At 71.0% G+C, this 17,302-nt stretch carries 19 protein-coding genes and 1 tRNA gene; 7 read left to right on the top strand and 13 right to left on the bottom strand.

Features of this window, described 5'->3' with window-relative positions; translation table 11 throughout:
* Positions 1-81 precede the first annotated feature (81 nt).
* Both pruA and HD596_RS33265 read right to left on the bottom strand, forming a co-directional pair.
* The gene (gene pruA / locus HD596_RS33270; RefSeq protein WP_185073185.1) at positions 82-1,707 is read right to left on the bottom strand and encodes an L-glutamate gamma-semialdehyde dehydrogenase; all 1,626 of its coding nucleotides are present in this window, start codon (positions 1,705-1,707) and stop codon (positions 82-84) included.
* Positions 1,707-2,624 carry a proline dehydrogenase family protein gene (locus HD596_RS33265; RefSeq protein WP_185073184.1) on the bottom strand — a complete coding sequence of 306 codons (918 nt, stop codon included), beginning with the start codon at positions 2,622-2,624 and terminating at the stop codon, positions 1,707-1,709. The genes pruA and HD596_RS33265 overlap by 1 nt, the downstream gene beginning before the upstream one ends.
* A gap of 75 nt (positions 2,625-2,699) precedes the next feature.
* Here HD596_RS33265 and HD596_RS33260 point away from each other — a divergent pair, with 75 nt between their 5' ends.
* On the top strand, positions 2,700-3,752 hold the full coding sequence (locus HD596_RS33260) for a PucR family transcriptional regulator (RefSeq protein ID WP_185073183.1): 1,053 nt from the start codon (positions 2,700-2,702) through the stop codon (positions 3,750-3,752).
* 53 nt (positions 3,753-3,805) lie between these two features.
* On the opposite strand, the gene HD596_RS33255 is transcribed toward HD596_RS33260, so the two are convergent.
* Positions 3,806-4,909 (bottom strand): glycosyltransferase, encoded by a 1,104-nt coding sequence (locus tag HD596_RS33255; protein WP_185073182.1) that lies wholly within the window; start codon positions 4,907-4,909, stop codon positions 3,806-3,808.
* A gap of 104 nt (positions 4,910-5,013) precedes the next feature.
* Positions 5,014-6,840 carry a SpoIIE family protein phosphatase gene (locus HD596_RS33250; protein ID WP_185078865.1) on the bottom strand — a complete coding sequence of 609 codons (1,827 nt, stop codon included), beginning with the start codon at positions 6,838-6,840 and terminating at the stop codon, positions 5,014-5,016.
* A gap of 64 nt (positions 6,841-6,904) precedes the next feature.
* Here HD596_RS33250 and HD596_RS33245 point away from each other — a divergent pair, with 64 nt between their 5' ends.
* The gene (locus HD596_RS33245) at positions 6,905-7,621 is read left to right on the top strand and encodes an ANTAR domain-containing response regulator (RefSeq protein ID WP_185073181.1); all 717 of its coding nucleotides are present in this window, start codon (positions 6,905-6,907) and stop codon (positions 7,619-7,621) included.
* A 24-nt stretch (positions 7,622-7,645) separates the two neighbouring features.
* Here the strand turns inward: HD596_RS33245 and HD596_RS33240 are convergent, their stop codons facing one another.
* The gene (locus HD596_RS33240) at positions 7,646-8,002 is read right to left on the bottom strand and encodes an STAS domain-containing protein (protein ID WP_185078864.1); all 357 of its coding nucleotides are present in this window, start codon (positions 8,000-8,002) and stop codon (positions 7,646-7,648) included.
* A 173-nt stretch (positions 8,003-8,175) separates the two neighbouring features.
* On the opposite strand from HD596_RS33240, the gene HD596_RS33235 reads away from it, so the two are divergent.
* Both HD596_RS33235 and HD596_RS33230 read left to right on the top strand, forming a co-directional pair.
* On the top strand, positions 8,176-8,946 hold the full coding sequence (locus tag HD596_RS33235; RefSeq protein ID WP_185073180.1) for a SigB/SigF/SigG family RNA polymerase sigma factor: 771 nt from the start codon (positions 8,176-8,178) through the stop codon (positions 8,944-8,946).
* A gap of 15 nt (positions 8,947-8,961) precedes the next feature.
* A complete protein-coding gene (locus HD596_RS33230; RefSeq protein WP_185073179.1) occupies positions 8,962-9,372 on the top strand; it encodes an ATP-binding protein in 411 nt (136 codons plus the stop codon).
* An 86-nt stretch (positions 9,373-9,458) separates the two neighbouring features.
* Here HD596_RS33230 and HD596_RS33225 read toward each other — a convergent pair whose 3' ends face one another.
* The 4 genes from HD596_RS33225 to HD596_RS33210 all read right to left on the bottom strand — a co-directional run bounded on the left by HD596_RS33225 (position 9,459) and on the right by HD596_RS33210 (position 11,473).
* A complete protein-coding gene (locus tag HD596_RS33225; protein WP_185073178.1) occupies positions 9,459-9,656 on the bottom strand; it encodes a hypothetical protein in 198 nt (65 codons plus the stop codon).
* A gap of 6 nt (positions 9,657-9,662) precedes the next feature.
* The gene (locus HD596_RS33220; protein ID WP_185073177.1) at positions 9,663-10,424 is read right to left on the bottom strand and encodes a hypothetical protein; all 762 of its coding nucleotides are present in this window, start codon (positions 10,422-10,424) and stop codon (positions 9,663-9,665) included.
* 8 nt (positions 10,425-10,432) lie between these two features.
* The gene (locus HD596_RS33215) at positions 10,433-10,978 is read right to left on the bottom strand and encodes a hypothetical protein (protein WP_185073176.1); all 546 of its coding nucleotides are present in this window, start codon (positions 10,976-10,978) and stop codon (positions 10,433-10,435) included.
* A 69-nt stretch (positions 10,979-11,047) separates the two neighbouring features.
* Positions 11,048-11,473: a helix-turn-helix domain-containing protein gene (locus tag HD596_RS33210; RefSeq protein WP_185073175.1), complete on the bottom strand. Its 426-nt coding sequence runs from the start codon at positions 11,471-11,473 to the stop codon at positions 11,048-11,050.
* 95 nt (positions 11,474-11,568) lie between these two features.
* Between HD596_RS33210 and HD596_RS33205 the strand changes: the two genes are divergently transcribed.
* Together HD596_RS33205 and HD596_RS33200 are read left to right on the top strand one after the other, a co-directional pair.
* Positions 11,569-11,645, top strand: a tRNA-Pro gene (locus HD596_RS33205).
* Positions 11,646-11,961: 316 nt separating this feature from the next.
* Positions 11,962-13,236, top strand: a complete 1,275-nt coding sequence (locus HD596_RS33200; protein WP_185073174.1) for an ABC transporter substrate-binding protein — start codon at positions 11,962-11,964, stop codon at positions 13,234-13,236.
* Here HD596_RS33200 and HD596_RS33195 read toward each other — a convergent pair.
* Together HD596_RS33195 and HD596_RS33190 are read right to left on the bottom strand one after the other, a co-directional pair.
* A complete protein-coding gene (locus tag HD596_RS33195; protein ID WP_185073173.1) occupies positions 13,223-13,528 on the bottom strand; it encodes a hypothetical protein in 306 nt (101 codons plus the stop codon). The two genes, HD596_RS33200 and HD596_RS33195, sit on opposite strands and share 14 nt — an antisense overlap.
* Before the next feature lie 168 nt (positions 13,529-13,696).
* The gene (locus HD596_RS33190; protein WP_185073172.1) at positions 13,697-14,551 is read right to left on the bottom strand and encodes an NAD-dependent epimerase/dehydratase family protein; all 855 of its coding nucleotides are present in this window, start codon (positions 14,549-14,551) and stop codon (positions 13,697-13,699) included.
* A 90-nt stretch (positions 14,552-14,641) separates the two neighbouring features.
* On the opposite strand from HD596_RS33190, the gene HD596_RS33185 reads away from it, so the two are divergent.
* On the top strand, positions 14,642-15,142 hold the full coding sequence (locus HD596_RS33185) for a MarR family winged helix-turn-helix transcriptional regulator (protein ID WP_185073171.1): 501 nt from the start codon (positions 14,642-14,644) through the stop codon (positions 15,140-15,142).
* A gap of 186 nt (positions 15,143-15,328) precedes the next feature.
* Here HD596_RS33185 and HD596_RS33180 read toward each other — a convergent pair whose 3' ends face one another.
* Entirely contained in the window at positions 15,329-16,075 is a 747-nt protein-coding gene (locus HD596_RS33180; protein ID WP_185073170.1) for a lysophospholipid acyltransferase family protein, read from the bottom strand.
* Between the two features lie 18 nt (positions 16,076-16,093).
* Positions 16,094-17,260 (bottom strand): cytochrome P450, encoded by a 1,167-nt coding sequence (locus HD596_RS33175; protein WP_185073169.1) that lies wholly within the window; start codon positions 17,258-17,260, stop codon positions 16,094-16,096.
* Between the last annotated feature and the right edge of the window lie 42 nt (positions 17,261-17,302).

Here is a 17,302-nt window from a genome sequence, read left to right as displayed (position 1 = left end):
CAACGACACGAATATTGCACATTACGCCATGAGCCCCCCGGGGCAGGACCGGGGGGCTCATGGGCCGGATGAGCTGAAAAATCAGCCCATGTGCGGATAACGGTGGTCGGTGGGCGGGACGAACGTCTCCTTGATCGTGCGGGCGTTCACCCAGCGGATCAGGTTGAAGATCGAGCCCGCCTTGTCGTTGGTGCCCGAGGCGCGGGCGCCGCCGAACGGCTGCTGGCCCACGACCGCGCCCGTCGGCTTGTCGTTGACGTAGAAGTTGCCCGCCGCGAAGCGCAGCCGCTCGGAGGCCGACGCGATGGCGTAGCGGTCCTGGGCGATGATCGAGCCGGTCAGCGCGTACGGGGCGATGCCCTCCATCTGGTCGAGCACCGTGTCGAAGTCGCGGTCCTCGTAGACGTGCACGCCCAGGATGGGCCCGAAGTACTCCTTGACGAAGATCTCGTCAGTGGGGTCGGCCGACTCCAGGATGGTCGGCTTGACGAAGTAGCCGACGCTGTCGTCGTACGAGCCGGTGAGGACGTCGATGTTCGCGGCCGCCCGCGCGCGGTCGATGGCCTCCTTGTGCTTGGCGAAGGCCCGGGCGTCGATGACCCCGCCCATGAACGTCGACAGGTCGCCCGACACGTCGCCCACGGTCAGCGACTCGGCCGTGGCCACGAAGTCGTCGCGCATCCGGTTCCAGACCGAGCGCGGCACGTACGCCCGCGAGGCCGCCGAGCACTTCTGCCCCTGGTACTCGAAGGCGCCCCTGATCAGCGCGGTCGAGAGCACGGCCGGGTCGGCGGACGGGTGGGCCAGCACGAAGTCCTTGCCGCCGGTCTCGCCGACGAGGCGCGGGTAGCCGTGGTAGGAGGCGATGTTCTGGCCGACGGTGCTCCACAGGTGCTGGAACGTCGCCGTGGAACCGGTGAAGTGGATCCCGGCCAGGGCCGGGTGCGCGAGCGCCACCTCGGAGACGGCCTGGCCGTTGCCGGTGACCATGTTGATCACGCCGGGCGGCAGCCCGGCCGCCTCCAGCAGCCGCATCGTGAAGTGCGCGGCGAACTGCTGGGTGGGCGACGGCTTCCAGACGACGACATTCCCCATCAAAGCCGCGGAAGTCGGCAGATTTCCGGCGATGGCGGTGAAGTTGAACGGCGTGATCGCCAGCACGAAGCCTTCGAGCGGCCGGTACTCCATCCGGTTCCACACGCCGGGCGACGAGATCGGCTGGTCGGCGTAGAGCTGGCGGGCGTAGGCCACGTTGAAGCGCAGGAAGTCGATCAGCTCGCAGGCCGAGTCGATCTCCGCCTGCTGCGCCGACTTCGACTGGCCCAGCACGGTCGCCGCGTTGAGCGTGGCCCGCCACGGCCCGGCCAGCAGGTCGGCGGCCTTCAGGAAGATCGCCGCCCGCTCGTCGAACGACAGCGCCCGCCACGCCGGCGCCGCCCGCAGCGCCGCGTCCACGGCGTCCTGCACGTCCCGGGCCGTAGCGTCGTTGGTACGGCCCAGGACGGCAGCGTGGTTGTGCGGTTGCACCACGTCGATGGGGGCGCCCGCCCCGAGGCGCTGCTCGCCGTCGATGGTCATGGTCAGGTCGATCGAGGACCCGGCCAGCTCCTTGATGCGGTCCTCCAGCGCCGACCGCTCGGCGCTGCCCGGCGCGTAGCCGTAGACGCGCTCGTTGGCCGGCACGGGAACGTTGCTGATGGCATCCATTACTTACCCCCAAGGGCGCGAAGGAAGAAGGCGACGTTGGCGGGGCGCTCCGCGAGGCGGCGCATGAAGTAGCCGTACCAGTCGTCGCCGTAGGGGACGTAGACGCGGACCGTGTGGCCGGCCCCGGCCAGGGACTCCTGCAGGTCGGTCCGGATTCCGTAGAGCATCTGGAACTCGTGGTCGCCGATCGTCCGCCCGAACCGGTCGGCGAGCACCTCCGTGATCGCGATCATGCGATCGTCGTGCGTCGCCACCATGGGGTAACCCTTCCCCGCCATGAGGATCCGCAGGCATCGCACGTACGCCTTGTCCACGGCGCCGCGGCCCTGGTGGGCGACGGAGGCGGGCTCGCGGTAGGCGCCCTTGACCAGGCGCACCCGGGAGCCCTCGGCGGCCAGGTCGCGGCAGTCGGCCTCGCTGCGGAACAGGTACGCCTGGATCGCCACGCCGGTCGACGGGAAGTCCTCGCGCAGCTTGCGCAGGATGGTCAGCGTCGAGTCGACGGTCGTGTGATCCTCCATGTCGAGCGTGACGGTAGAGCCGTTGCGCGCCGCCGCGGCGCAGATCCCGCGGGCGTGCTCCAGCGCCATCGCGTCGTCGAGCCGCTGCCCCACGGCCGACAGCTTCACCGACACCTCGCCCCGGACGCCGAGGTCGAGCGGCCTGACGGCGTCGAGCAGCGTGAGGTAGGCGTTCGCGGTGGCCTCGGCGGCCCGCGCGTCGCGCGTCTCCTCGCCGAGGTGGTCGACGGTGACGGCGAGTTTCATGTCGCGCAGGCGCTCGATGGCGTCGCGGGCCTCCTGGACACTCTCGCCAGCGACGAACCGATCGACCACCTTCCTGGTGAGCGGGAAGGCCGACACGGCACGACGTACGACGCCGCTCCCGGACGCGGCGAGGAGCACTTGACCCAGCATGCTTCAAGTCTAAAAACGCAGCTCAGCGGGGGCCATCGACGTGCGTAACGGCCGATGTGGCAGGCTGTCATACAAATGCACAACACGGCAGACCTGCAAGAGATCGTCGACGAGATCGCCGCCCGGCTGGGGGCGTCCGCGACGCTGGAGGACCGCACGTTCCGGCTGCTGGCGTACGGGGCGCAGCACGGCGACATCGACACGGTCCGCCAGGAGTCGATCCTGCGCCGGCGCGCCACCGGAGAGGTGCGCGACTACTTCGAGCGCTACGGCATCGCCAAGGCCCCCGGCCCGGTCCGCATCCCCGCCGACGCCGAGCTCGGGGTCCTGGCCAGGGTGTGCTGGCCGCTGCGCCACGGCGAGGTCACCTACGGCTATCTCTGGCTGCTCGACTCGGGCTCGCTCACGGCGCTCGACTCCGTCGCGCCGCTGGTGGCCAGGGCCGCCGCCGCCCTCGCCCAGGAGGCCAGGAGCCGCCAGGACCTCGGCCGCGGCCTGCTCGCCCTCTTCTCGGCCGACCCTTCCGAACGGGCGGGCGCGGCCATCGAGCTGCCGGGCCCCGTCACGGCGATCGCCGTACGCGAGTCGGCCGAGCGCCTGGCCGCCCTCTGGACGCTGCCGCGCGGCGTCCTGGCCCGCCCCGGCTCCCCCGTCGCCCTGCTCGCCCCCGCCCACCTCGCGGGCGAGGTGGCGCAGACCCTGCAGAGCGCGTACGGCACCGCCGCCGGCATCGGCGCGCCCCGGGCGGACCCGGCCGACGCCTGGCTGAGCTGGCGCGAGGCCCGCCACGCCCTGCGCGTCGCCGAGCACTTCCCCCGGTACGCGCCCGTCGCCCGCTGGGAGGACCTGGGCGTGCACCGCCTGCTGGCCAGGCTCGGCCAGGCGGACCTGCGGGAGCTGGCGGCCGAGACGGCGGTCCTGGACGGCGAGCTGGCCGAGACCGTGGAGGCCTACCTCGACCACGGCGGCCACGCCCAGAAGACGGCCGCCGAGCTCGGCATCCACCGCCAGACGCTCTACTACCGGCTGGGCAAGGCCGAGCGGCTCACCCACCGGGATCTTTCGGACGGCGACGACCGCCTGGCCGTGCACCTGGGGCTCAAGGCCGCCCGGCTCTGCGGATCCTGACCACCACATGGTGCCGGCAGGCGGCTGTTGCCGCCTGCCGGGGCTTCGGTGGTTCAGGCGCAGGCCGCCTCGTACACCCGTACCAGTTCCTGGCTCACCCGCTCCCAGGAGTAGCGCGAGCGCGCCCGGTCGGCGCCGGCGTAGCCCAGCGCGGTCCGCAGGGTCGGGTCCCACAGCAGTTCGCGGGCCAGCCGCGCGGTGCGCGCCGGCCGGTCCGGAGGCACCAGCAGCCCGGTGACTCCGTCGATGACGGAGTCCAGGTGGGCGCCGACGGCCGAGGCGATCACCGGTACGCCGCAGGCCATCGCCTCCAGCGCCACGATGCCCGTCACGGCCTCGCGCGGCACCGACACCACGGCGTCCGCGCTGCGCATGAGCTTCGGCACGGCGGACCGCTTGACCTGGCCCAGCAGCGTCACCTGCGCGGCGACGTCGAGCTGCTCGGCCAGCGCGCGCAGCCGGCGGGCGTCCTGGTCGGTGTCGAGGTCCTCGGGCTCGGGCCCGCCCGCGATGACCAGCTCGACGTCGCCGAGCCCGGGCAGCGCCCGCACGATGGTGTCCGCGCCGCGATCCACCGTCAGCGGCCCCACGTGCAGGAGCCGCTTGCGCGGGCCCTTCGTGGCCACCGCGCCACGGCGCTGGAAGCGCTCGGTGTCGACGCCGTACGGGACGACGGCGATGTGGTTGCGCGGCACGCCCAGCCGGATCAGCGCCGACTCCTCGTCCCCGGAGCCCGCGATGACCGCGTTGGCCCGGCGGCCGAGGGCCAGCTCCAGCTCCTTGTGCGTGGCGTCAACCGTGTGGAATGTCTGCGTGACCGGCACCCCCAGCCCGCTGGCGCCCGCCACGGCGACCAGCCCACCGGTCCACGAATGCGCGTGGATCACGTCGGGCCGGTCCTGGCTCCAGCGCCGCATCAGGTGCTCGCCGACGTCGTTCAGGTACGGCACGACGTCATCGGCCGACAGCTCCTGAGCCGGACCCACGTCGATCTGCTCCACCGTGACCCCCGGGGCCACCCGCGTCTTGGGCTTGCCCTCAATGCTGTCACGACGGGAGTAGACGGTGACGTGGTGTTCGCGGCCGAGCTCACGGGCGACGGAAAGGATGCGGTCACGCCGGTTGTTCTCGGCGGAAGCGACGATCGCGATATTCATGGCACACCTCAGCGAAGCAAGACTGAAAGGTGCGCCTGCGTCTTAGGCACATGTCTACGCTCTTGACCATACCCAACTTTGACCCAATCGCAAACCCCCAAAAATCAGACACCCCTGAGCGCGAGGATCACGATCTCGTCCCACACCTGGCCGCCCGAGAACGCGTTCCGGTCGGCCTCCAGCGCCTTGACCACGGTCGACGGCGACTGCCCCGCGCACCGGCCGAGCACGTCGGCCAGCCGCTCCTCGCCGTACGGCTCCCCCAGCTCGTTCCTGGAGGAGATCAGGCCGTCCGAATACAGCACCAGCGTCTCGCCCACGGCCACCGTCAGCCCCTCCACGCTGGTCTCCGCCTCCGGCGCGAGGCCCAGCGGCACGCCGCCGCCCGCGGCGAAGCGCACGCCGCCGTCGGCCTGCAGCAGCGCGGCGGGATGGTGCCCGGCCGACGACAGCCTGATCTCGCGCCCCTTCACGAAGCCCGCCACGGCCATCACGAACATGCCGGCGCCCTGCGCGACCAGGGCCTCGTTGACCTTGCGGATCACCAGGTCGGGGTCGGACTCCCAGACGCCGAGCACCCGCAGGCCGCCGCGTACCATCGCGCTGACCGACGCGGCCTCCTCGCCCTTGCCGACGGCGCCGCCCAGCGCGAACCCCCAGCCGCAGGAGACCGGGAACACGTCGTAGAACTCGGCGCCCACCGAAGCCCCGGGATGGTAGACGGCCGCCGCCTCGTAGCCGGGCACGTTGGGCAGCGTGCGGGGCGCGACGCTGGCCGACAGCGCGTCCGCCGCCCGCGAACGGTTCTGGAAGCTGGTCTGGGCCCGTACCGCCAGGCCGAGCTGCAGCCCCACCTCCTGCATGACGGCCAGGTCGGCCAGCGTGAACGGGCGCCGGTCGTGCGCGCGCACCAGCGTGAGCACGCCGTCGCCGGAGCCGATCGGCACGCACAGCATCGAGCCCGCGCCCATCGCCGTCAGCAGCGGCCCGTCCGCGCAGAACCCGAGCAGGCTGTCGTCGTCCAGCATCTCCTGCACCACGCCGGAGCCACGCTCCAGCACCTCCATCACGGCCTGGCTGCCCGCCGGATCAGCGGATTCCACCTGGCGGACCAGGTCCCCCAGCGGATGGTTCTTGGGCGCCACGACGACCGAGCGGCGCGGCACCCCGCCGCGCACCATGTCCGCGATCACCCAGTCGGCCCACTCGGCGGCCAGCAGCCGCGTCGCCCTCGGCAGCGCGACCGGGCGCAGCAGCGTCTCCTCCTCCAGGAGCAGATTGGCCATCTTGACCAGCAGGTCCTGTCGCTTGGCCGCCGCCAGCAGCAGCGCCCCGTCGGACTGCTCGGGCCGCCCCGCGCCCGGCTCGGGTAGCTGCACCTCGGTCGGCAGCGCCACCGCCGCCACCATCTGCTGCGGCTCGCCCGGCATGGTCATCCTGGTCAGCGCCAGCTGGACGGTGTGCGTGCGCCCCTGGTGCGCCAGCCGCGTCTCGAACGCCGCCGGCTGGCCCGTCTGGAGCACCGCCGTCAGGTGCGACCGGAACGCCGCCCGCCGCGAGACGTCCACCAGCAGCGGGAACGACCGGCCCACGAGGTAGCCGTCGGGGCTGCCGAGCATCTGGGAGGTCTCGGGGTTGATCCTCCTGACCACGCCACCGCTGTCCAGCACGATGACCGGCACCGGGAAGGCCCGGAACACCTGGCGCAGCAGCTTCAGCTCCCGCTGCGCGCCGTCCTTCTTGCCGCCCGCCCGCTTGGGCGCCTTCTGCAGCGCCTCGCGGGCCTCGGCCAGCAGCTCGGCGGCGGTGTCGAGCTCGGCGAGGGCGGCGTCGAGCGTGGGCGCGAGGTCGGCTGGATAGGCGGTTCTCGCCTCACGAAGAGACGAGACCCGACCGGCCAGAGCGTCCAGCGCTTGTTCGAGATCCGGCATGGTCACCCTCTGACGCTACGTCACAGGGGATATCGGAGGCCATATCGGGTAGGGGCTACCTGCTATGAAATCAGCTACGATGATCACCCCCGGGCTCGCCCGCGACCTCGCCGCACTGGGCCGGCTGGGCGAGGACACCTCCACCGAACGCGTGCTGCGCAGCCTCACCACGGCGCTGGCCGCCGGCGTACCGGGCTGCTCGGGAGCCTCGGCCGAGCACTGGCGCGACCACCGGGTGCTGGTGTCCGGCTCCCACAGCGAGCTCATCATGCTCGTCGAGGGCGAGCGCGCGCTCGGCGAGGGCCCGTCCATCGAGGCCCGGCAGAGCGGCGCCCGCGCCGGCGTGGCCGACGTGCTCAACGAGTCCCGCTGGCCCCGCTACGACGCGCTGGCCAGCCGCTGGGGCGTGCGCTCCGTGCTGGTCGTCCCCATCGACGTCTCGCCCGCCCTGCTGCTGGTCGGCCTCTATTCGGTACGCCCCGGGGCGTTCTCCCCGCAGGGCGCCCACTCGCTGGCCGACATGCTGACCGAGCAGGTCGGGGTGGCGATGGCCAACATGTGGGAGTTCGAGGAGGTGCGTACCGACGCCGCGCAGCTTCAGGAGGCCCTCGCCGGACGGTCGGTGATCGACCAGGCCAAGGGCATCATCATGCAGACCAGCGGGTGCACCGCCGAAGCCGCGTTCGAGGAGCTGCGCAAGATCTCCCAGCATCATCAGGTCAAGGTGGCCGACCTCGCCAGGCTCCTGGTCGACGAGCACCAACGCAAGTCGAAGCGCTGACCCTTGTCTGTCTGACCCCCGTCCTCAGCCGATGGCCGCCAGCGCGTCGTCGAGCGTGTCGTAGAGGGGCAGCCGCTGCGCCAGCCCGGTGATCCACATCACCTTGGACTTGGAGTATTCGACCCCGATGAGCGCGAACCTGGCGCCCGACGCCAGGCTCGTCTGCCAGTGGTGGACGATGAGCCCGAGCGCGCGAGAGTCCATGAACGTGACCCCGGCCAGGTCAAGAATCAGGTCCGGCCCTGCCAGGGACAGGTAGTCGGCGAACTGCTCGCGGGTCGTGGCGTCGAGGACCCCGTCGACCTTGATCACGGTGATCTCGTCCACCGTCGACGACGTCAGGCTCAGGGCCGCCATGGACCCCTCGCCGTTATCCGGCATTGTCACGGAGCAACCCTACTGTCACCACAGGAGGGAGGAATACTTCCCGCGTAACGGGGGACACTTGATGCGGAGTCCAGCAGCGGGCTTTCGTCTCGAGAGTTGAGCGAGGCGTGCCTCTGCCTGGGCTTTTTTGCTGGAGAGGCCGCCTGCGACCCATATGAGGAGCAGCGATGGCTGTACAGGAATACGTCCTCGAGGAGATGACCGCGGAAGAACTTCTGGCCGAAATGGTCCGGGAAGACACCCTCGACAGTCACAGAGAGCGACTGCGGGAGCGCATCGTCGAGATGCACCGGCCGCTCGCCATGGAGATCGCACGGCGCTACCGCTACCGCGGCGAGCCCCTGGAGGATCTTCTCCAGGCCGCGTACGTCGGCCTGATGAAAGCCGTCAACGGCTTCGACCCGACCCTCGGCCACGCGTTCCGGGGCTACGCGGTCGTCACGATGACCGGCGAGGTCAAGCGCCACTTCCGCGACCGCACCTGGGCCATCCGGGTGCCGCGTCTCTACCAGGAGCGCCGCTCGGAGCTCAACCGCCTGGTCGCCGACCTCAGCCAGGACCTCGGCCGGTCCCCCACCGTGGCCGAGCTGGCCGCCAAGATGAACATCAGCGAGGAGGACGTCCTGCTGACCCTCGACGCCTCCGCCGCCTACAGCACCCTGTCGCTCGACGCGCCGCTCGGCACCGACGACGACGCCGCCTCCCTCGGCGACGTCATCCCCGAGGACGACGACACGCTGAGCACCATGGTCGACCGGGAGGCCGTCAAGCCGCTCATCGACGCTCTTCCCTCCCGCGAGAAGCACATTCTGCTGCTACGGTTCTTCGGCAACATGACGCAGGCCGAGATCGCCGCCGAGTTCGGGATCTCCCAGATGCACGTCTCACGTATCCTCCGCAAGGTTCTCGACCAGCTGCGCTCCGAGCTGGTCGGCTGAGAAGAAGGTCGCCGGGTGAACGAGGACGGAGAGCCTCAGTCGGGCTACACGAGCCCGCCGCCCGGCGCGCCCGTGAAAGAGCTCCGCTTCCGACTGCCGGACCTGCCGCAGGTCCGGCAGTTCGCTGAGGGCGAGGCCCGCGACGCCGGCATGCCCGAGGACGCCATCGGGGACTTCGTCATCGCGGTCAACGAGGTCGCCACCAACGCCGTCACTCACGGGGCCGACCGGGCCTCCATGCGTACCTGGACGGTGAGCGGCGACCTGATCGTGGAGGTGCACGACGAGGGCTCCTGGAAGCCAGGGCCCAAACCGGGCGCGGTGGGCGGGATGGGGCTGTGGGTGGCCCGGCTGGTGTCGTCGGACCTGACCGTACGGGTCGGGAACGGCGGCAGCACCGTCATCATGCGCTTCCCCGGGAAGTAGTGACGGGAGGCCGCCGTCCTCGGCGACCTCCCGTTTTCGGGGCCTTACCGGCTGGGGCCCTTTGCCGGTGGCCCCTCGGCCGGTTCCTACCTACGTGCCCGGCCACGCCAGTTGCTGTACCCGGTACGGATGCCGGCCGTGCCGACGCCCGCCTGGTGCAGGGCCAGCAGCGTCAGGCCCAGCAGGACGAACGTCATGCCGGAGAACCCGCCGGGGATCCGGGCGCCGACCAGGTCGAGCAGGAACCCCAGTCCGAAGATGATCGCTGCGACTACCGCGAGCATGTCAGGTCACCTCTTTCCCCAGGTCTGGAGCTGGGCCTGCGGGCTCTGGGAGCTCTGGGGGCTCTGGGGGCCGGTGAGGGCGAGCAGGCGTTCCAGGACGTTCCGGTAGTCGCGCAGCGCCAGGCGCATCTGCTCGGTGTCGGCGGCCTCGGTGTCCTTCCAGCGGTCGCGCAGGCCGTTCGTGCGAGTGGTGAGGCTGCTGGTGAGGGCCTCGACGACCTCGCCGACCAGCCCGTCGGCGCGCCGCACGGCCTCGCCGGGGTCGTCGACGAACGACGCCTGCAGGTCGCGCCAGCGGGCCTGCACCTGGTCCGGGTCCTGGTCGAACAGGACGACGTCGTCGGGGGCGGCGTGCGCCGGGACCTCGCTGGGCTCGGTATCCGGTCCGGCCGGCGTGTCCCCGCCGGTCCTGGCATAGGGGTCGCGGTACGTGCCGTCGTCGTACTCGGCCGCGGGCGGCGTCACGGCGCCAGGCACGGCAGCGGCGTACTCGTCGCCGGCACGCGGGCTGTGCCGCTCCTGGTCGTCGTCGCCCGCGACACGGACGTCGCCCGGGACGACCTCACCCTGGACACGGTCATCGGCCGTGTCGTGGACGCCGCGGGAGCCGTCGCCGTCGAAGCTGCGGTCGTCCGCGTACTCGTCTGTGCGGGCGTCGAAGCGCTCGCCGGGGCGTTCATCGGGGGAATCATCGAGGAGCGTGTCGTCGCGGAGGTGCCTGTCGCGCTCCTCCTCGCTCCCGCTTCTCGGGGTGCTGGGGGTGCTCATGTCCTCGTTCACCGTCCTCGTGTGGTCTCCTGCAGCAGTTCCTCGAACAGCGCGCGGTAGTGCACCATGGCCTGCCGCAGGTCCTCCGTGGAGGCCTCCTTCCTGGCCGCCCGCCCGCTGATCTCGTGGGCCGTCCGGTAGTGGTCGAGCGTCTGCGCGTGGCCCACCGACAGGGTGGACAGCCGCTCCTCGTAGTTCTCCGTCGGGTAACCCCGTTCCGCCATGACCGCGGTGACCAGCTGATCGGCCTCGGTCACCGCAAACCCGGGCGCGTCGACGAAGCGCTCCTGCACCTCGGTCCACCGGTTCGCGTACGTGTCGCGCGACTCTTCCGTCAGGGGATGGATGTCGAGATCCGCATGCCGGCGCTCCCGGTCGAGCAGCTCCTGCTCGGCGTCGCGGCGGTTGTCGTGCTCGGCGACTATGCGTTCGTACTCCGGGCCGAAACGTTCGCGGAGATGGTCGCGGCGCCTCTGCTGCAGCACGAGATAACCCACTGCCACGAGCGCCACCACCACGACCGCGACGACGGCCACCCAGATCAAGGTGGTCATGTTGTTCGCCTCCGGTCTCTGTCTTGAGACCAGCGACTGCCCTCGACAGGTGGGTCGAAACTCACCGCCTCAGCGGGCTTCCAGTGCCTGCCTGGCCGCCGCCAGCACGGCTGCGACATGTGAGCCCGTTGGTGCGGCGGGGATCTCGCTGAACCCTTCGGCCGCGTCGTACCGCACGTCGAGCCCCGCGTCGACGAGGCGCTGAGCCCACCGCAGAGCCGTGTTCAGCCGCTCGGCCGCGGGCGGCTTCCCCTGCGCGGCCGCCGACAGATTACGCAGGTTGGTGGCGGGCCCGGACTGGGAGTGCTCGCGAGCCAGCTTCCATGGTACGGCCCGGCTGTGGTCGAGCATCGGCTTGGCCAGCCCGGCGGCCCGCTTGGCCTGCAGCACCCCGGACTCGCTGACCCCGAAGTGGGCGGCCAGGTCCTGCACGTTCATCCCCTCGGCCACCAACCTGGCCAGCTCCCGCCGATCGATGGTCGGTTTCCGCCCCACTCGGCCACCTCCGCCCCAGCTCTCCGTGTACGCGTGCACCTCCGATGTGCGCTAAGGTTATGACGTCCCGCTCCGCAGGGAGCGGCCGACACGACCGGGACGTAGCGCAGCTTGGTAGCGCACTTGACTGGGGGTCAAGGGGTCGCAGGTTCAAATCCTGTCGTCCCGACCAGATTTCCACTGGTCGATGAGGGTGTCACTCGCTGGGGTGGCACCCTTTCGCATGGGCGGGCGGCGTCCATCGGGGCACAGCGACCTTCTGAGCCACTTCGTTCACACCAAAAACTTCCGGCCGCTTCGCGGCCCCCGGTAGCCTTGCGATTTCTGACTCCGGTGGAGGGTCGTCGTGGGCTCCGGTGCTCGCCATGCCGATCAGCGCGCTCGGGCTTCGACTTCTTCCTGCACCGGACGGAAGCGACCGACCCGTGGAGTGACCGCCCCAGGACCGAAGCAGGTCCTGCACCCCCGACCCCCCAGGAGGTAGAGCCGTGGGCCCAGGCAAGAAGACGTGGACGGCGGCGTTGCTGGCCACCGCCGTGCTGATGATCACCGGGGCCTGTGGCAGCGAAGGCGCCGACGGTGCGATCACGTTACGTTTCTCCTACTGGGGCAGTGACGCGCGGCAGAAAATGACGCAAGAGGCGATCAAGAGGTTCGAGGCGAAGAACCCGGACATCGACATCGAGGAAGAGTTCTCCGGCTTCGGCACCTACTACGACACGCTGGCCACGAGGGTCGCGAGCGACCAGACGCCCGACGTCATCACCCTCGAGATCCGCGGCCTGCGGGAATATGCCGAACGCGGCACGCTCGCCGACCTGTCCAGCGCGGTCGACACCGCCGACATCGACGGCAAGGTGCTGGCCACCGGCGCCATCGACGGCAAGCAGTTCGCCATCCCCACCGGCGTCAACGCCTGGTCCCTGGTCGTGGACCCGAAGGCGGTCAAGGACGCGGGGCAGAGGCTGCCCGACGACACCACGTGGACCTGGGACCAGTACGTCGACCTGGCGGCCAAGATCACCGCAGGCAGCGGAGGCAAGGTCTACGGCACGCAGCAGTCTTTCAACCCGGCGTTCCTGCAGATCTTCGCCGCACAGCGGGGCGAGTCCCTCTACAACGGCAACAAGATCGGCGTCTCGCCCGAGACGCTGAAGGCGTGGTGGGCGATCCACCAGAAGCTGATCAGGACCAAGGGTTCCCCTGACGCCGCCAAGAGCATCGAGCTCGGGACCCAGGGCGAGGACCGGTCGCTGTTCGCCACCCGCAACGGCGCCATGGGCATGTGGTGGAGCAACCAGCTCGGCTCGATCAACAAGGCCGCAGGCGGCAAGGAAGTGGACCTGCTGCGGATGCCGAAGGCACAGGGCGCCGCCGCGGGCGGCATGTTCCTGCAGCCCGCGATGTTCTACACCGCCGCGGCGAAGTCCCCGCACCAGGCCGCGGCGGCCAAGTTCATCGACTTCATGGTCAACGATCCGGAGGCGGGCGCGATCATCCTCAGCGACCGCGGCCTGCCGGCCAGCTCCAAGGTGCTGGCGGCGGTCAGGGACAAGCTTCCGGAGACCGACAAGAAGACGCTGGCCTTCCTCGAGGAGATCAAGGGCGAGCTCGCGGACTCGCCCGCCGCGCCGCCGAAGCGCGCCAGCGCCATCGAGGCCGTCCTCACCCGGTACACGAACGAGGTCCTGTTCGACCGGATGACGCCTGACGAGGCCGCGCAGAAGCTCATCACGGAGGCCAACGCCCTCATCGCGGGCTAGGGACCGCTGGGCGGTCGCCGTCACGACCGCCCTCGAGGGGATCGCGGGCCCAGGTGACCCGGCGCCAGAGCCACTCGACGGTCCCTGGCGGTGGCGGCGCAGCCAGAGCGTGGCGAAGAGCCACTGGGCGGCGAGGATGACTCCCGCGGCCCAGCAGCCGGCGCAGCAGGACGAGCCGCGGGCGGGGGACGCGGTTCGCCGCGGAGTCCAGCAGCGCGAACCCGATGCCGAACAGCAGGGAGAAGATCGGGAGCCCGAACCAGGGGTCCCGGTCGCCCATGGGCCGCGTCATGACGGCGCTGTCGCCATCAGCTGGATGTCGGCGAGCAGGATCTCGCACAGCGTGAACCCGCGCAGGACGTCGACCGCCAGTGGGAGCTCGCGGTCCGCGACGGCCCTTTCGGCCGGCCCTCGCTCCCAAGGCGCCGCCCGCCGTCACCCTTCCGGCCGGGCTGGCGCGTCAGGCGTAGGAACCCTCGACGAGATCGGCGACGATGCCGGGGCGGGAGGGCCGCCAGCCCAGCCTTTCGCGGGTACGGGTCGCGCTGACGCGCTGGCTGAGCGCCAGGGCCTGGGCGAAGCCCTCCCCGAGCTCCTGCGCGGCCTCATCGAGCGGCCAAGGCTTGGCCGTCTCCTTGACGCCCGCCGACCTGGCCGCCGCCTCGGCCACGGCGGTGACGGGCACCGCCTCCTCGCTGATGGCGTGGTAGACGGCCGCCTCCCCCTTCTCCAGGGCGGCCACGATCAGCTCGGCCACGTCGTCCACGTGTACGAAGGTCCACGTCGGCGCCGTGCCGCCCGCGGTGACGTACACGCCGGTCCCGCGCCGCGCGGCCTGGGCCTTCAGCAGCGCCGGGATGCCCGCGCCGCGCCCGTGGACGACGCCGGGACGCACCACGGAGCCGCCGCCGTCGATCACCACCCGCTCCACCTTGTCCCGGTACGCCACCAGAGGGATGGGGTCGGCCGGGGTGTCCTCGTCCGCCCCGTCGGTCTCGCCGAGCACCCAGACGCCGCTGACATAGACGACCTTCTTGGACGATCCGGCGAGCACGCCGAGCGTGGCCAGGTCGGTCTCCTGGTCGCCGGTCAGCTGGCCGGCGTGCACGATCGCGTCGAGGTCCGCGCTGATCACCTTCTCCAGCGCGGCGGCGTCCGCCAGATCCCCGTACCGCACGTCGGCCACCCCCGGCATCCGCCGCGCACCATCCGCCGCGGGCCGTACGTACGCCGCCACCTCATGCCCCTGCGCGACCAGCCGCTCCACCAGGACACCGCCGATGTACCCCGTCGCGCCCAGCACCAGCACCTTCATTGTCCCACCTCAAAAACTTCGACATTGAACATTTCCACGTAGGACCATAACCGACGACATCGAACATTTCAATGTCGTACGATTGCCGGCATGGGAGATGCAGTCGACGCGATCCTCGGCCAGTGGGCACGCACCCGGCCCGACGTGGACGTGTCCCCGATGGGCGTGATCGGCCGGGTGTCGCGGGCCTCGCGGCTCCTGGAGCGGGGGGTCAAGGAGTTCCTGGCCGAGCACGGGCTGGAGGCGTGGGAGTTCGACATGCTGGCCACGCTGCTCAGGAACGAAGCCGACTCCATGTGCATGAAGGACCTGTCGGCCGCGGCCATGGTCAGTCCTGGCGCCCTCACCAACCGCATGGACCACCTGGTGGAGCGGGGGCTGGTCGACCGCTGGCCGGCGCCCGACAACCGCCGCATGACGCTGGTGGCGCTGACGGACGAGGGGCGGCGGGTGGCCAACGACATCCTGGAACGCCACGCGGCCAACGAGGCCCGCCTCCTGTCCGGCCTCACCCCCGCCGACCGCGACACCCTGGCCGGCCTCCTCCGCAAACTCCTCGTCTCCCTGGGCGACACCGGCCGCCCCGAGTAGAGCGCTGCTTGCGGGGTGCGGGATCCGCTCTGCCGCAGCGTCCGCCGTTCGAGCAGATGCTCGGTGCTTCGATCCCCCGCTGAGCCCCGCGCTCGCGCCATCCGGGGACGATGGGATGAAGGGGTGGTGGGATGGTGGCCCGCTGATCCGCGCGACGCGGCCCGGCAGGCCCTCCCGAGGGCGGGCTTACTCCTTCTTGGCGCGGGCCTCGGCCTCGGCGGCGTCCATGGCCTCCGCCTCCTCCGGCGTCGGGGCCGTGCCGCCCAGGTGGGCCGGCTGCCACCACACCCCCGGCGGCACCTCCGGGTACGTGCGCTGCGCCTGGTCCACCAGCTCCGACAGCCGCTTGTGCAGGTCGGCGGTGTGGTCGTTGACGTTCTCGCCGCGCTTGGGGTGCATCGGCTCCCCCACCACGATGGTCAGCGGGACGTGCCGTTGCGTGAGCTTGCGGGGCCGGCCCTTGGTCCAGAAGCGCTGGCTGCCCCACAGCGCGACGGGGATGACGGGCGTGTTGGTGGCCTGGGCCATGCGGATGGCGCCGTTCTTGATCTCCTTGACGGTGAACGACCGGCTGATCGTCGCCTCCGCGAAGACCCCGACGACCTCGCCGGCCTTCAGCATGCGCAGGGCCGTGGCGTACGAGCCCGCGCCCGCCCCCCGGTCCACCGGGATGTGGTGCATGCCGCGCATCAGCGGCCCCGAGATGCGGTGGTCGAAAACGTCCTGCTTGGCCATGAATCGCACCAGCCGCCGCGAGGGCAGCGCGGCGAACCCCGCGAAGATGAAGTCGAGGTAACTGATGTGGTTGCTCACCAGCACCGCTCCCCCGGTCCGCGGCACGTGCTCCGTACCCTCCATGTGGAACCGGACGTCGAGCACGCGAAACAGGGTCCGCGCGGCGGCGATCACCGGCGGGTACACGATCTCAGCCATGAGCAGAAGGTAGCCTACTCAGGCGGGTGCCACGGTAGTCGGGAGCCGGACCATCCCGCGCACGTTGCCGTGCGTGGTGCGCCGGACGCCGTCCGGGTCGATCTCGTACGAAGGGGAGACGGCCTTGGTGAGCTCCTCCAGCGCCACCCGGGCCTCCAGCCGGGCGAGCGGACCGCCGAGGCAGTAGTGGCGGCCCACGCCGAAACTGATGGACCTGGAGGTGTCGCGGCCCAGGTCATAGGCGTCGGGATCGGGGAAGACCGACTCGTCCCTGTTGGCGGAGCCGATCAGGATCAACACCTTGGCGTCGGCGGGCACCCGCACGCCGTGCCACTCGGCGGCCCCGGTGAGGCGGCGGGCGATGCCGTGCGCGGGGGTGTCGTACCGCAGCGACTCCTCCACCCACGGCGTGATCGCCCCGCCGAAGGCGGCGGCGCGCTGGCCGGGGTGGCGCCACGCCCAGTACCAGGCGGCGCTCAGCAGGTGGGTGGTGGTCTCCGAGCCCGCCCCGATCAGCAGGAACAGGAACGCCACGATCTCCTCGGGGCTCAGCCCGCCGTCGGCGACGAGCGCCGAGACGAGGTCGTCGCGGGGTGTGGCCCGGCGGTCGGCGACGATCGAGGCGTAGTAGTCGCCGAGGGACAGGATGCTCTTGAGCCCCGTGTCCGCCATCTTGCCCTGAGGGTCATATCTCACGAGGATGTCGGACCTGCGGCGGACGTCCGCCCGGTCGGACGGCGGCACGCCCACCAGCTCGGAGATCACGTCGAGCGGCAGCTTGGCCGCGAAGTCGCGGGCGAAGTCGAACGTCCCGCGCTCGACGCCCTCCTCGATGTAGCCCCGCGCGATCTGCCTGATCATGGGTTCGAGGGCGGCCACCCGGCGCGGGGTGAAGGCCCGCGAGACGATGGCCCGCATGCGGGTGTGGTCCGGCGGGTCCATGGCCACGAACGACAGGTACGTCCGCGCCTGCGGCCCCCACGCGGCCGGATCGAGCACGGGGCCGTGGTCGCTGGACAGCAGGGCGCTGTCGCCGAGCGCGGCGGACACGTCGGCGTGCCGCGACAGTGCCCAGAAGCCGTGCTCGGCGTTGTGATAGAGCGGCGCTTCCCGGCGGAGCCGCGCGTAGACGGGGTACGGATCGTCGTTGACCGCCGGGTCGTAGGGGTTGTAGACGACCTCCATCCCGCCCACGCTACGACGCTTGCGCCCTCGTGAAAATGGGCA

The organism is Nonomuraea jabiensis (assembly GCF_014204795.1).
GTDB lineage: Bacteria > Actinomycetota > Actinomycetes > Streptosporangiales > Streptosporangiaceae > Nonomuraea > Nonomuraea jabiensis.
The sequence above is the reverse complement of the archived record's forward strand: the minus strand, read 5'-3'. Positions and strand labels throughout refer to the sequence as shown.

Coding starts and splice junctions, on each gene's coding strand:
- HD596_RS33180 (WP_185073170.1), bottom strand. CDS start 16,075: ATGGCTGAGATCGTGTACCCGCCGGTGATCGCCGCCGCGCGGACCCTG.
- HD596_RS33255 (WP_185073182.1), bottom strand. CDS start 4,909: ATGAATATCGCGATCGTCGCTTCCGCCGAGAACAACCGGCGTGACCGC.
- HD596_RS33190 (WP_185073172.1), bottom strand. CDS start 14,551: ATGAAGGTGCTGGTGCTGGGCGCGACGGGGTACATCGGCGGTGTCCTG.
- HD596_RS33235 (WP_185073180.1), top strand. CDS start 8,176: ATGGCTGTACAGGAATACGTCCTCGAGGAGATGACCGCGGAAGAACTT.
- HD596_RS33215 (WP_185073176.1), bottom strand. CDS start 10,978: ATGACCACCTTGATCTGGGTGGCCGTCGTCGCGGTCGTGGTGGTGGCG.
- HD596_RS33240 (WP_185078864.1), bottom strand. CDS start 8,002: ATGCCGGATAACGGCGAGGGGTCCATGGCGGCCCTGAGCCTGACGTCG.
- HD596_RS33175 (WP_185073169.1), bottom strand. CDS start 17,260: ATGGAGGTCGTCTACAACCCCTACGACCCGGCGGTCAACGACGATCCG.
- HD596_RS33260 (WP_185073183.1), top strand. CDS start 2,700: ATGCACAACACGGCAGACCTGCAAGAGATCGTCGACGAGATCGCCGCC.
- HD596_RS33245 (WP_185073181.1), top strand. CDS start 6,905: ATGAAATCAGCTACGATGATCACCCCCGGGCTCGCCCGCGACCTCGCC.
- HD596_RS33185 (WP_185073171.1), top strand. CDS start 14,642: ATGGGAGATGCAGTCGACGCGATCCTCGGCCAGTGGGCACGCACCCGG.
- HD596_RS33220 (WP_185073177.1), bottom strand. CDS start 10,424: ATGAGCACCCCCAGCACCCCGAGAAGCGGGAGCGAGGAGGAGCGCGAC.
- HD596_RS33195 (WP_185073173.1), bottom strand. CDS start 13,528: ATGACGCGGCCCATGGGCGACCGGGACCCCTGGTTCGGGCTCCCGATC.
- HD596_RS33265 (WP_185073184.1), bottom strand. CDS start 2,624: ATGCTGGGTCAAGTGCTCCTCGCCGCGTCCGGGAGCGGCGTCGTACGT.
- HD596_RS33250 (WP_185078865.1), bottom strand. CDS start 6,840: ATGCCGGATCTCGAACAAGCGCTGGACGCTCTGGCCGGTCGGGTCTCG.
- pruA (WP_185073185.1), bottom strand. CDS start 1,707: ATGGATGCCATCAGCAACGTTCCCGTGCCGGCCAACGAGCGCGTCTAC.
- HD596_RS33225 (WP_185073178.1), bottom strand. CDS start 9,656: ATGCTCGCGGTAGTCGCAGCGATCATCTTCGGACTGGGGTTCCTGCTC.